Origin of the sequence: Streptomyces bohaiensis, from assembly GCF_012033785.1 — a bacterium.
Taxonomy (GTDB): Bacteria; Actinomycetota; Actinomycetes; order Streptomycetales; family Streptomycetaceae; genus Streptomyces; species Streptomyces bohaiensis.
Genome location: NZ_JAAVJC010000004.1, coordinates 46435 through 59854 on the forward strand (window position 1 = coordinate 46435; position 13420 = coordinate 59854).

Genomic DNA, 13420 nt, shown 5'->3' on the forward strand with positions numbered 1-13420 from the left:
CCTTGGTCCGCGTGCGGGCGTCGAACGGGCCGTGGGGTGCGCCGTCCGGGCATCCTTCGCTGCGGTTCTCTCGCGGCATCGCGTCCGGCGGTGACCCGGCCCCGGCTGTGCCGCCCGCATCCGCAGGCACCCTCGGGGCGTGGAGAAGTGGTCACCTCCGGGCACCTGATCCTGTTCGAACGGGCATCCGGAATGCCCCGGCGAGCAGGTGTGTCGATCCTCGCGCGAACCGGCGGATCATGGCCGGTACCGGACCATGGGGAATCCCGTTCCGACCTGTTGACTGTCCCGGGCAGTGGGCGGTTAGCTCACCCCACTCGGGCCGCGTGGGCGCGGCCCCGACAGGAGGCGAACGATGGGCGTGCGACTTCGCGCAGTGCTGGCGGGCATAGCCGCGACCGGTCTGGCGGTGACCCTGGCCGGATGCGGCGAAGCGGGGGGCGGGAACGACGGCGGCGGTGACGGCGGCGGAGACAGCGAGAGCCGGAGCATCGGCCTCCTGCTCCCGGAGAACTCCACGACCCGGTACGAGGCGTTCGACCGTCCGGGCATCGAGGGCAAGATCAAGGAGCTGTGCGAGGACTGCACGATCTCCTACAGCAACGCCACCGAGGACACCGCCCTCCAGAAGCAGCAGTTCGACGCGCTGCTCACCCAGGGCGTCGACGTGATCATCCTCGACGCCGTGGACGCCGGCGTGACGGAGTCCTGGGTCGCGGAGGCCGCCGACCAGGGCGTGCCGGTCGTCGCGTACGACCGCCTCGCCGAGGGCGAGATCGACGCCTACATCTCCTACGACAACTTCCGCGTCGGCCAGCTCCAGGGCGAGGCCATGCTGGAGGCGCTCGGCGACGACGCCGAGGGCGCTCGCGTCATCATGATCAACGGATCGCCCACCGACCCCAACGCGGCGATGTTCAAGGCGGGCGCCCACGACGTGCTGGACGACGTCGTGGAGATCGTCTACGAGCAGGACATCGACGGCTGGGACCCCGCCGAGGCCAACTCCACGGTGAGCACCGCCATCCAGGCGCTCGGCACCGACGGCTTCGACGCCGTCTACTCCGCCAACGACGGCATGGCGGCCGGCATCGTCACCGCCCTCGGCAACGCGGGAGTGGGCGAGATCCCGGTCGGCGGGCAGGACGCCGAACTGGCCGGTCTGCAGCGGATCATCGCCGGCGAGCAGGCCTTCACCATCTACAAGGCGCTCATCCCGCAGGCCGAGACCACCGCCGAGGTCGCGGTCCGGCTGCTGGAGGGGGAGGACTTCGACGACCTCACCCCGGACAGCGTGGACAGCCCCACCCAGGACGGCGTGCCCAGCGCCCTGCTGACGCCTGTCGCGGTCACGGCGGAGAACATCGCCGACACCGTCCTCGCCGACGGCTTCTACGAGGTCTCCGACATCTGCACGCCGGAGTACGCCGAGGCCTGCGCCGAGCTCGGTCTCGACTGAGCCACCCCACGTGCGGGGCCGGGTGCGACCCGGCCCCGCCCCGCCCGGAGCGGCCGACCGTCCCGGGCGGACGCGCCCGCCGGGCCCCCCTCCCGGCGGGTTCCAGCCCGCGAAGGAGCACACCGCACCATGACCACCGCACCGCTGCTGGCGCTGCGTGGCGTCTCCAAACGCTTCGGCGCCGTCCAGGCCCTCAGCGACATCGACCTGGAGATCCATGCCGGCCGCGTCACCGCCCTCGTCGGCGACAACGGCGCCGGCAAGTCCACCCTGGTGAAGACGATCGCCGGGGTCTACACCGCCGACGCGGGGACCATCGAGTGGAAGGGGGAGACGCGCCGCATCGCGCGCCCCCAGGACTCCCAGGACCTCGGCATCGCCACCGTCTACCAGGATCTCGCGCTCTGCGACAACCTCGACGTCGTCGCCAACCTCTACCTCGGCCGGGAGACCCGCGCCCTGGGGGTCCTCGACGAGGTCGCCATGGAGGCCCGCTGCCGGGAGCTCCTGGACAGCCTGTCGATCCGCATCCCCAGCGTCCGGATTCCCGTCGCCTCGCTCTCCGGCGGGCAGCGGCAGGTCGTCGCCATCGCGCGCGCCCTGATCGGCGAGCCCGAGGTGGTGGTGCTCGACGAGCCGACCGCCGCGCTCGGCGTCGAGCAGACGGCCCAGGTGCTCGACCTGGTGGAGCTGCTGCGCCGCCGAGGGCTCGCCGTCGTCCTCATCAGCCACAACATGGCGGACGTCCGCGCGGTCGCCGACGAGGTCGCCGTGCTGCGGCTGGGACGCAACAACGGTGTCTTCCCGGTCGCGGAGACCAGCCACGAGGAGATCGTCGCCGCCATCACCGGCGCCGCCGACAACGCGGTCACGCGCCGCAGCGCGCGCACCCACACCCAGGACGGTGCCGCGCCGTCGACGGACGCCGCGACCGACGGCGACCGTACCCGCACCACCGAAGCCGGCGAGGAGACAGCATGAGCGGCACCACCCCGACCGGCGAGCAGGAGCCGGCAGGCGCGGCCGCACCCGTGGTCGATCCCCGGCTCCTGGTCCGCGAACGCGGCATGGCCGGGTACGTCGAGGAGTTCCGCCGCAAGATACGCGGCGGTGAGCTCGGCGCCATACCCGTGGTCGTCGGCCTGATCATCATCGCCGTCGTCTTCCAGTCGCTGACCGGCACCTTCCTCACCCCCGGCAACCTCAGCAACATCACCGTCTACATCGCCGGACCCGGTCTCATGGCGGTCGGGATCGTGCTGGTGCTGCTGCTGGGCGAGATCGACCTCTCCGTCGGCTCCATGGCGGGGCTCAGCGCCGCGATCTGGGCCGTCCTGAGCGTCGGTCAGGGTGTCAACGACCTGCTCGCCATCGTGCTCGCCATCGCCGCCGGCGCCGTCGTCGGCACCATCCACGGCTTCTTCTTCGCGAAGATCGGCGTCCCGGCGTTCGTCGTCACCCTCGCCGGCTTCCTCGGCTGGAGCGGCCTGCAGATCTGGATCATGGGCAGCGAGGGGACCATCAACATCCCCCGCGACAGCCTCGTCCGGGATTTCAACAACTTCTACTTCAGTGACATCGCGGCCGCCTACGGCCTTGCCCTGGTGATCACGCTCGGTTATGCCGCCGCCCTCTGGACGGGCGAGCGACGGCGCGCGGCGGCCCAGCTGCCCACCCGGCAGATCGTCGACCTCGCGGTGCGGATCGGTCTGGTCGCGGTGGCCTCCTTCACCGTCGCCTACGTGCTCAACCAGCACCGCGGGCTGCCGCTCGCCCTCGTCATCTTCCTCGCGGTGCTGATCGCCGCCGACTTCATGGTGCGGCGCACCTCCTACGGCCGGCAGATCTTCGCGGTCGGCGGCAACGCCGAGGCCGCGCGGCGCGCCGGTATCAACGTGGTCCGCGTCCGGCTGACGGTCTTCACCATCGCCAGCTCGCTCGCCGCGCTCGGCGGCCTGTTCTGGGCCGCGCAGGCCGGCGGCGCCTCGAAGAGCCTCGGCTCGGGGAACCTGCTGATGAACGTCATCGCCGCGGCCGTCATCGGCGGCACCAGCCTCTTCGGCGGGCGCGGCTGGATCTGGTCGGCGCTGCTGGGGACCCTGGTCATCCAGTCGATCACCACGGGGCTGAACCTCCTCGGCATGGCCAGCGAGATCCAGTACATGATCACCGGCGCGGTGCTGCTGATCGCCGTCGTCGTCGACTCCGTCTCGCGCCGGACGCAACGCACCGCCGGACGCACCTGACCGCCGGACGCACGTGACCGCCGGGCCACCCGTCCCGCGTCGTCCGCCGCACGCCCTGCTGCACGCCCCGCGCGCCCCCCCGCGCCTCGTCACCGACCGTGGCCGGGCGCCGGTGCGCGGGGCGTGTGCGCACGGTGAACCACGCGCCTGCCGCGGCCACCCGGGTGACCTATCTCGCACAGCTCCGCGACGGGTCGCCCGGACGGAACACTAGACTCGTCGGATCGGCAACGGGGCCGTCCGCCGTGTGACGGCACGCAGATCGACAGCTAGGAGGCACGGGTGGCGCTGCTGACCCGCATCACGGGACCGCGCGATCTTGACCGGCTCAGCCAGGAGGAGCTGGTGACCCTGGCCGAGGAGATCCGGACCTTCCTGATCGACTCGATCTCCAAGACCGGCGGACACCTGGGCCCCAACCTCGGTGTCGTCGAACTGACGATCGCGCTGCACCGTGTCTTCGACTCCCCGGCCGACCGCATCCTGTGGGACACCGGCCACCAGAGCTACGTCCACAAACTCCTCACCGGGCGTCAGGACTTCAGTCGGCTCCGGTCCGCGGGCGGGCTCTCCGGCTACCCCTCGCAGGCGGAGTCCGAGCACGACGTCATCGAGAACAGCCACGCCTCCACCGTGCTCGGCTGGGCCGACGGCCTCTCCAAGGCCAACCAGCTGCACGGTCGTGACGACCACGTCGTCGCCGTCACCGGCGACGGCGCGCTGACGGGCGGCATGGCGTGGGAGGCGATGAACAACATCGCCGGCGCCAAGGACCGCCCGCTGGTCATCGTCGTCAACGACAACGAGCGCTCCTACTCGCCCACCATCGGCGGTCTCGCCAACCACCTGGCGACGCTGCGCACCACCGACGGGTACGAGAAGTTCCTCGCGCTCGGCAAGGAGGTCCTCAACCGGACCCCGGTCGTCGGCAAGCCGCTCCACGACGCGCTGCACGGGGCGAAGAAGGGGCTGAAGGACTTCATCGCCCCCCAGGGCATGTTCGAGGACCTCGGCCTGAAGTACGTCGGCCCGATCGACGGCCACGACATCGAGGCGTTGGAGTCCGCCCTCCAGCGTGCCCGGCGGTTCGGTGGCCCGGTCATCGTGCACTGCCTCACGGAGAAGGGCCGCGGCTACCGCCCCGCCCGCGAGGACGAGGCCGACCAGTTCCACGCGGTCGGTGTCATCCACCCCGACACCGGCCTCCCGGTCGCCGCCGCGGGTGCCGACTGGACGTCCGTCTTCGGTGACGAGATCGTCCGGATCGGCCGCGAGCGCCGCGACGTCGTCGCCATCACCGCCGCCATGCTCCGCCCGGTGGGGCTGAAGCAGTTCGCGGACGAGTTCCCCGAGCGGGTCTTCGACGTGGGCATCGCCGAGCAGCACGCCGCGGTCTCCGCGGCGGGTCTCGCCGCCGGCGGGCTGCACCCCGTCTTCGCGGTGTACGCCACCTTCCTCAACCGCGCCTTCGACCAGCTGCTGATGGACGTGGCGCTGCACAAGCTCGGTGTCACCTTCGTGCTGGACCGCGCGGGGGTCACCGGTCCGGACGGCGCCTCCCACCACGGCATGTGGGACATGTCGATCCTCCAGTGCGTCCCCGGTCTGCGCCTCGCCGCCCCCCGCGACGCCGAGCAGCTGCGGCTCCAGCTCCGCGAGGCGGTGGACGTGAAGGACGCGCCCACCGTGGTGCGGTACTCCAAGGGCGCGGTCGGCCCGTCGGTGCCGTCGGTCGGTACCGTCGGCGGCATGGACGTGCTCCGGGCACCGGAGGAGGGCACCGAGCGCCCCGACGTGCTGCTGCTGTCCGTGGGCGCCCTGGCGCCCATGTGCCTGGAGACCGCGGAGCTGCTGGCCCGGCAGGGCGTCTCCTGCACGGTGGTCGACCCCCGGTGGGTCAAGCCGGTGGACCCCGAGCTGCCCGGCCTGGCCGCCCGGCACCGGCTGGTCGTCACGGTGGAGGACAACAGCCGCGTCGGCGGTGTCGGCTCGACCGTGGCGCAGGCGCTGCGCGACGCGGAGGTCGACGTCCCGGTGCGTGACTTCGGCATCCCGCCGCAGTTCCTCGACCACGGCTCGCGCAAGGACGTCATGGCCGCCATCGGCCTGACCGCGCCCGACATCGCGCGCGAGGTCACCGGCCACGTGGCCCGCCTCGACGGCAGCCTCGACACCGCTCGCGCCTGACCCGACGGTCCGTCGCCCGCCGCGGCGGGCGACGGACCGCACCCCGCCGGGCGGCAGCGCGCGGCGACCGTCACCGCAAGGAGTCCCGACGTGGCGCGCATCCTCGGCCCCCTGACGCCGGAGGAGTTCCGCGAGCACCTGCCCGCGCTGGCGTCGCTGCTGACCGACGCGGTGGACGGCGGGGCCTCCGTGGGGTTCCTCGCCCCGTTCGACCGCGTCGCGGCCGTCGACTGGTGGCGGCGGCAGGCGCCGCACGTCGCCTCGGGCGCGCAGTGCGTCTGGGTGGCAGAGACGGGCGGCGAGGTCGTCGGCACCGTCATCCTGCACCGAGAGCCGAAGGCCAACGCCGCCCACCGCGGCGAGGTCAGGAAGCTGCTCGTTCGCCGGGACGCCCGGGGCGCCGGCCTGGGGCGCGGGCTCCTCGCGGCGGCGCGGCACCACGCGGCGGCCACCGGGCTGACCCTGCTGGTGCTCGACACCGCGACGGGGAGCCCGGCGGAGGGACTCTACCGGCAGGACGGCTGGACCCCGTACGGCGTCGTCCCCGACTACGCCCGCGACCCCGCCGGGGCGCTGGAGGACTGCACCTTCTTCTACCGCCGCCTGCCCTGACCGCGGCCCCGGGGCCGCGGTCAGGGCAGGGGCGCCGGACCGGCGCGGGGCGGGCCGCCCCTTCGGTCAGCCGGGGACGAACTCCACCACGAACAGGTGCGGCCAGAGCTTGCCGGTGACGAGGAAGGCGTCGTGCTCCGGCGAGAACGCGATGCCGTTGAGGACGTCCGCGGCGCGGCGCTCGTCCGCGGTGAGCAGTCCGGAGGCGTCGATCTCGGCGGTGACCCGCCCCTCGTCCGGGTCGATCCGCAGGATCGTGTCGGAATGCCACACATTGGCGTACACGGCGCCGTCCACGCACTCCAGCTCGTTGAGGTCCTCGACGGCTCCCGACGCCGACTCCACCCGCACCTCACCGGTCGGCTCGAACGAGACCGGGTCCCGGAACTGCAGCGTGTCCGACCCGTCGCTCATCACCAGCCGGTCGGAATCCTGCTGATGGCACAGGCCCCAGCCCTCGCCGTCGTAGCGCACGGTCCGCCGTTCGGCCAGCGTCCCGGGGTCGCGTTCGACGGCGACGCCGTCCCGCCAGGTCAGCTGCCACAGCGCGTCCTGTGTGAGGGTGATCCCCTCGCCGAAGAGCGGCTCGGGAAGGTCGGCACGCGCCAGCTCGGCGCCGGAGGACAGCTCGGTCGCCGCCACCCAGGAGCGGCCGACGCGCCCGGTGCCCTCGTAGAGCACGCCTTCGCGGACCTCCAGACCCTGGGTGAACGCCTCCGTGTCGTGCGGCAGCGTCGCCAGCACCCGGACGCGCAGCTGCTCCGGCGCTGCCCCGGCGCCGGGCTCCGCGGCGTCGTCCGCGGAGCGGGCGCCGACCGCCAGCAGCGCGACGGCGGTGGCCGCCGCCACCGCGGCGGCGCCCGCGGCCAGGGAGCGGCCCGAGGCCGGGCGGGGTCCGGACACGACGCCTCCAGGGCCGGGAACACACGAACACATCGACGTTCCGACGCGCTCTGGGCACGGCCGGTCCGTCGCCGGTAGCGTCGCACACACGGCGCGGTGGTTGACCCCGGACGTCACCGGACGCGGGACCACCGGCGGATTGGGCGGGGAACGTGAGCGACGGCCGATACCGACGACGGAGCTACGAGGGCCCGGCGGACCTGCGGGCGATGCAGAACCTCGCCCAGCGACTCTGGGCCGGTGGATCCGGCCGGTGGCACATCGGGGAGCTGGCGGACCGGGCGATGGCCCCGCGGCCGGAGTCGTTGTCCGCGGTGGCGCTGTGGGAGGACGGGGACACGGTGGTGGCGTGGGCCCGGCGCGGCGACGGGCCGACCGCCGGCGGCCCCGTGCGTCTCCAGGTGGACCCCGCCCATCTGGAGCTGACGGAGGAACTGCTCGGCTGGGCCGCGGACGCCGGAACCGCCGCCCCCGCAGCCCTGGCGGTCGCCGACAGCGAGGAGACGCTGCTCGCCAGGCTCGGGGCCGCCGGCTACCGCGAGAGCCGCGAGGGGCCCGCGGTGGTGCACCTGCGACGGGCCCTCACCGACCTGCCGACGCCGCAGACCCCGGAGGGCCACTGGCTGCGGCACGTGCGCGGCGAGATGGACGCCGGGGTCCGCACCACGGTGGGCGGGTGGGCCGGGGAGGACCCCGCCGTCGCGAGGGAGGAGTGGCTGCGCTCCACCCGCCGCTGGCCCTATCGACCCGAGCTGGACTGGCTCGCGGGGCTGACCAGCTGCGGGGCGGGAGCCGCGGCCCGCCTGGCCTGGTTGGACGACGCCAACCGGTCGGCCGCGCTGGAACCGGTGGAGGTGACCGGGGGAGCCGCCGAGGCGGCGCTGGTACGGGCGACCACACTCGCGGCGCTCCATGCCGCGCGGCGGTGCGGCGCCGTCACCGCGACCACCCGGGTGACCGAGGACAGCGAGGCGCACGCGCTGCACAGCTCCCTGGGCTTCACCACCGGCGCGCGCGAGCTGCGTCTGGTGCGGCAGAGCTGACGCGCCGGCCCGCCCGGGCGGCGTGCGGAGGTGGGTCTCAGTCCTCCCCGCGCAGCGAGGCCCAGACCGGCTCGGCTCCCGGCGCGTCCGCGGGCAGCGCCAGCATCTCCACGCCCTCGGTCCCCGTGCTGCTGAGGTCGCGCGCGAAGGCCACCAGGTCGGGGACGGAGCCCAGCCCGGCGTCGGTGGTCAGCGTCGCGGCGGCCGCCTCCGCGACCCGGTACAGCGTGGTGGGGCTCCCCAGTACGTCCTGGTCCCGGAGCTCGGCCAGCAGGGCCAGAAGGAGCCGCTGCTGCTCCTCCGGCCCCGCCGCCCGGGCGGCCGCCATCGCGGTGGAGCCGTCGAGCCGCTGCGGTCCGGCGGCCAGCGTGATGCCGCTGAGGTCGTCGCGCACCGGTTCGGTCAGCTCCACGCTGATGCCGCCGAGGGCGTCCACCAACTCGCCCAGGCCGGCGACGTCCACCTCGATGTAGTGATCCATCCGGATGCCGGAGAGCCCCTCCACCACCTGGACGACGCAGCCGGGGCCGCCCGCCGCGCGGACGGTGCGGAAGGCGATCTCGGCGCGATCCGCCGGGGGCTCCGCCTCGGTGACCTCGGCCGAGCCTGGCGCCGGCTCGCTCTCCGCCGCGGCGCAGTCGGGGGCGGGCACCGGGTGTGCCGCGGGGATGCCCACCGCGGTGGGGGCGCCCCCGTCGTCGGGGAGCCGCACGACCACGGCCGCTCCGGAGGCCGGCAGCGCCGCGCCCGGGGCGGCCGAGCCGCCCGTGTCGACTGCCGGCCGGGCACCCGGGTCGGTCGCCGAATCGGTGCCCAGCACGAGGATCGAGCGCCCGTCCTCCGGGCCCGGCCCGGGCCGCTCGGCCCCCTGCTCCGCCAGCTGCGCGTCGATGTCGACACTGCTGAGCTTGCCGTTGAGTTGGTGGTAGAGCCAGCCGCCCGTGGCGAGTACGGCGACCGCGAGTCCGAGCAGCCCCCACAGCAGGGCCCGCCGCGTCCGCCGCGTGCGCTCGGGCCGGCCCGCACCGGAGCCGCCGAAGAGGACGTGACCGGGGGAACGAACGGGCATCCGCGGACTCCTCGGGCCTATCTACGGAAAATCACCTGATGTTGGATGATAAGACGCCCGCTGTTCCCGGCGGACCCGACGTGCGCGTGACGGCCGCCACAGCAGGAGCGCGCCGCCCGCACGGCGGGTACGTCCGCGACGCCCGCTTCCAGCAGCCGCCGTCCGAGGACGCGCTCGGAGACGCCGGAGCGGTCGAGGTACGGCGTGATGCCGCCCAGGTGGAACGGCCAGCCCGCGCCGGTGATCAGGCAGAGGTCGATGTCCTGCGGCGCGGCGACGACACCCTCCTCCAGCATCAGGCCGATCTCCTCCGCGATCGCCGTCAGCGCACGGTCGCGGACCTGTTCCTCGGTCAGCGCCGTGTCACCCGTCTCGAAGAGCGCCAGCACCTCCGGGTCCAGCTCCGGGCGGCCGGAGTCGTGCAGGTAGAAGGCCCGCTTGCCGGCGGCGACCACCCGGCCGAGGTTCGGCGACACCGCGAACCGGTCCGGGTAGGCGGCGTGCAGGGTGCCGGCGACGTGGTGCGCGACCGCCGGGCCCACCAGTTCCAGCAGCTCGATCGGGGACATCGGCAGCCCCAGCGGGGCCAGCGCGCGGTCCGCGGTACGGATGTCGGCGCCCTCGTCGATGGAGGCGAGCACCGAGCCCATGAAGCGCGTCAGGATCCGGTTGACCACGAACGCCGGTGCGTCCTTGACCAGCACCGAAGTCTTCTTCAGCTTCTTGGAGACCGCGAAGGCGGTGGCCAGGGAGGCGTCGTCCGTCTGCTCGGCCCGCACGATCTCCAGCAGCGGCAGCACGGCCACCGGGTTGAAGAAGTGGAAGCCGACCACCCGCTCCGGGCGCGACAGTCGCGACGCCATCTCGGTGACCGACAGCGAGGAGGTGTTGGTGGCGAGGATCGCGTGCTCGGGCACCACCGCCTCCAGCTCGGCGAACACCTGCTGCTTGAGGCCCATCTCCTCGAAGACGGCCTCGATCACGAAGTCGGCGTCCGCGAAGGCGGTCGCCTTGTCCAGGGAGCCGGTCACCAGCGCCTTCAGCCGGTTGGCCTGGTCCTGCCCGACGCGTCCCTTGAGGAGCAGCATGTCGATCTGCTCGTGGACGTACCCGACCCCCTTGTCGACCCGCTCCTGGTCGATGTCGGTGAGGACCACCGGCACCTCGAGCCGCCGGGCGAACAGCAGCGCCAGCTGGGAGGCCATCAGCCCGGCCCCCACGACGCCGACCTTGGTGACCGGGCGCGCGAGGCCCTTGTCGGGAGCGCCCACGGGTCGCTTGGCGCGCTTCTGCACCAGGTTGAAGGCGTAGATGCCGCTCCGCAGCTCGCCGCCCATGATGAGGTCGGCGAGCGCCTCGTCCTCCGCTGCGAAACCGGCGTCGAGGTCGCCGTCCTTCACGGCGGCGACGATGTCCAGCGCGCGGTAGGCGGCAGGTGCGGCGCCGTGCACCTTGCTGTCGGCGAAGGTGCGGGCGGCGGCCACCGCCCGGTCCCACGCCTCGCCGCGGTCCACCGCGGGGCGTTCCACGGCGAGTTCGCCCCGCAGCACCGCGGAGGTCCAGTGCAGCGACTGCTCCAGGAAGTCCGCAGAGTCGAAGATCGCGTCGGTGATCCCCAGCTCGTGGACCTTGGGGGCCTTGAGCATGCGGTTCTGGCTGAGCGAGTTCTCGATGATCACCTTCAGCGCGCGCTCCGCGCCGATCAGGTTGGGCAGCAGCGTGCAGCCGCCCCAGCCCGGCACCAGTCCGAGGAAGACCTCGGGCAGGGCGAAGGCCGGCGACTGCGCGGCGATGGTCCGGTAGGTGCAGTGCAGCCCCACCTCGACGCCGCCGCCGAGGGCGGCACCGTTGTAGTAGGCGAACGAGGGGACGGGCAGGTCGGCGAAGCGTCGGAAGACGTCGTGCCCGCCGCGCCCGATGGCCAGCGCGTCGTCGCGGTGCCGCAGCAGCTCCACACCCTTGAGGTCGGCGCCGACCGCGAAGACGAACGGCTTGCCGGTGAGCCCGACGCCGACGATCTCGCCGCGCTCCGCCTCGGCGGTGACCTGGTCCAGCGCCGCGTCCAGCTCGCCGAGCGAGCGCGGGCCGAAGGTGGTCGGCTTGGTGTGGTCCAGCCCGTTGTCCAGCGTGACGAGGGCGAACCTGCCGGCCCCGGCGGGCAGCTCCAGGTGCCGGACGTGCGCGGTGGTGACGATCTCGTCGGGGAACAGCTCGGCCGCTGCCTTCAGACGCTCTGCGGTGCTCACTTGCCCTCCCAGTGGGGGTTCTCCCAGATGACGGTCCCGCCCATGCCGAAGCCGACGCACATGGTGGTCAGGCCGTAGCGGACGTCGGGCTGCTGCTCGAACTGCCGCGCCAGCTGGGTCATCAGCCGGACGCCGGAGGAGGCGAGCGGGTGGCCGAAGGCGATCGCCCCGCCGTACTGGTTGACGCGGGGGTCGTCGTCGGCGATGCCGTAGTGGTCGAGCAGCGCCAGCACCTGGACGGCGAACGCCTCGTTGACCTCCAGCAGGCCGATGTCGCCGATCGACAGGCCGGCCCGGGCCAGCGCCTTCTCGGTGGCAGGCACGGGCCCGACGCCCATGACCTCCGGCTCCACGCCCGCGAAGGCGTACGAGACCAGGCGCATCCGCACCGGCAGCTCCAGCTCGCGCGCCACGTCCTCGGCGGCGATCAGGGAGGCGGTGGCGCCGTCGTTGAGTCCGGCGGCGTTGCCGGCCGTCACCCGGCCGTGCGGGCGGAACGGGGTCTTCAGGCCGGCCAGCTGCTCGGGCGTGGTGCCCGGCCGCATCGGCTCGTCGGCCGTCGCCAGCCCCCAGCCCGTCTCCCCGCCGTCCGGCTGGGTGCAACGCACGGCGATCGGCACCAGGTCGGGCTGGATACGGCCGTCGGCGTACGCCTTGGCCGCCTTCTCCTGGCTGCGGGCGGCGTAGGCGTCCGCACGCTTCCGGGTGAGGTGGGGGAACCGGTCGTGGAGGTTCTCCGCCGTCATGCCCATGAACAGGGCGGACTCGTCCACCAGCTTCTCGGAGACGAAGCGGGGGTTGGGGTCGACGCCCTCGCCCATGGGGTGCCGGCCCATGTGCTCGACACCGCCGGCGACCGCGACGTCCGCGGCACCGAACGCGATGGCTCCGGCGGTGGTGGTGACGGCGGTCATCGCGCCTGCGCACATGCGATCGATGGAGTACCCGGGCACCGAGGTGGGCAGTCCGGCGAGGATCGCGGCCGTGCGGCCCAGGGTCAGCCCCTGGTCGCCGATCTGCGTGGTCGCCGCCACGGCGACCTCCTCGACGCGCTCCGGCGGCAGGCCCGGGTTGCGGCGCAGCAGTTCGCGGATGCACGTGACGACCATGTCGTCGGCGCGGGTCTCGTGGTAGATGCCCTTCGGTCCCGCTTTGCCGAACGGTGTGCGGACGCCGTCGACGAAGACGACCTCCCTGACGGTACGAGGCACGATTGGCTCCTCCAGGTGCGCGCGGCTGCTCCTTCCCGCCCAATGCTACTCGCCGGTAACTGTGTGGCAAGGCCCGGCCCCCGGTGATCCGCCGTGATCCCCGGTGATCGGCTGCCGCGCGGCGCGCCCCACGGACTCCGACGGTCCCCGCACGCACGACCGCCCCCGGTCCGCGGCGGACGGGGGCGGTTCGGAGGCGGCGGGGTGCCGGACGGTCGCGGTCGAGGTCAGGGGGTCGCGGCGAGCGCCTCGACCAGCAGCGGAACCGTCTGACGGCGCTGCCAGTCGCGGGCGCCGAGCTGCCGCAGCGCCTCGTCGACCCCCGCCGCGTCGGCCTCCGCGGGCGGCTCCCAGCACAGTCGTCGGACGGTGTCAGGGGTGAGCAGGTTCTCCTGCGGCAGGTTCAGCTCCTCGGCCCGCTCGGTCACGGCGGCGCGCGCCGCC

9 protein-coding genes and 2 pseudogenes are annotated in these 13420 nt (G+C 73.5%); 6 read left to right on the forward strand and 5 right to left on the reverse strand.

Annotated features, from left to right (window positions below; genetic code table 11):
• The first annotated feature begins 355 nt into the window (after positions 1–355).
• The 5 genes from HCN52_RS01415 to HCN52_RS01435 all read left to right on the forward strand — a co-directional run bounded on the left by HCN52_RS01415 (position 356) and on the right by HCN52_RS01435 (position 6504).
• Positions 356–1459 (forward strand): substrate-binding domain-containing protein, encoded by a 1104-nt coding sequence (locus HCN52_RS01415; protein WP_168086474.1) that lies wholly within the window; start codon positions 356–358, stop codon positions 1457–1459.
• A gap of 129 nt (positions 1460–1588) precedes the next feature.
• On the forward strand, positions 1589–2440 hold the full coding sequence (locus tag HCN52_RS01420; RefSeq protein WP_168086475.1) for an ATP-binding cassette domain-containing protein: 852 nt from the start codon (positions 1589–1591) through the stop codon (positions 2438–2440).
• Positions 2437–3705: a sugar ABC transporter permease gene (locus tag HCN52_RS01425; RefSeq protein ID WP_168086476.1), complete on the forward strand. Its 1269-nt coding sequence runs from the start codon at positions 2437–2439 to the stop codon at positions 3703–3705. Before HCN52_RS01420 ends, HCN52_RS01425 begins: the two co-directional genes overlap by 4 nt.
• 282 nt (positions 3706–3987) lie before the next feature.
• Positions 3988–5892 (forward strand): 1-deoxy-D-xylulose-5-phosphate synthase, encoded by a 1905-nt coding sequence (gene dxs, locus HCN52_RS01430; RefSeq protein WP_168086477.1) that lies wholly within the window; start codon positions 3988–3990, stop codon positions 5890–5892.
• Positions 5893–5982: 90 nt separating this feature from the next.
• The gene (locus HCN52_RS01435) at positions 5983–6504 is read left to right on the forward strand and encodes a GNAT family N-acetyltransferase (RefSeq protein ID WP_312876482.1); all 522 of its coding nucleotides are present in this window, start codon (positions 5983–5985) and stop codon (positions 6502–6504) included.
• A 66-nt stretch (positions 6505–6570) separates the two neighbouring features.
• Here HCN52_RS01435 and HCN52_RS01440 read toward each other — a convergent pair whose 3' ends face one another.
• Entirely contained in the window at positions 6571–7407 is an 837-nt protein-coding gene (locus HCN52_RS01440) for a glutaminyl-peptide cyclotransferase (protein WP_312876483.1), read from the reverse strand.
• A gap of 152 nt (positions 7408–7559) precedes the next feature.
• Here HCN52_RS01440 and HCN52_RS01445 point away from each other — a divergent pair, with 152 nt between their 5' ends.
• Positions 7560–8450, forward strand: a complete 891-nt coding sequence (locus tag HCN52_RS01445; protein ID WP_168086479.1) for a hypothetical protein — start codon at positions 7560–7562, stop codon at positions 8448–8450.
• 37 nt (positions 8451–8487) lie between these two features.
• On the opposite strand, the gene HCN52_RS01450 is transcribed toward HCN52_RS01445, so the two are convergent.
• From HCN52_RS01450 to HCN52_RS01465, 4 genes and pseudogenes are all read right to left on the reverse strand, one after another.
• Positions 8488–9519 carry an LCP family protein gene (locus HCN52_RS01450; RefSeq protein ID WP_168086480.1) on the reverse strand — a complete coding sequence of 344 codons (1032 nt, stop codon included), beginning with the start codon at positions 9517–9519 and terminating at the stop codon, positions 8488–8490.
• A 122-nt stretch (positions 9520–9641) separates the two neighbouring features.
• Positions 9642–11765: pseudogene (locus HCN52_RS01455) on the reverse strand (3-hydroxyacyl-CoA dehydrogenase NAD-binding domain-containing protein); the annotation flags it as partial.
• Entirely contained in the window at positions 11762–12976 is a 1215-nt protein-coding gene (locus HCN52_RS01460) for a thiolase family protein (RefSeq protein ID WP_168086482.1), read from the reverse strand. The gene HCN52_RS01460 and the pseudogene HCN52_RS01455, both read right to left, overlap by 4 nt.
• A 227-nt stretch (positions 12977–13203) precedes the next feature.
• A pseudogene (locus tag HCN52_RS01465) lies at positions 13204–13420 on the reverse strand (ribonuclease D); the annotation flags it as partial.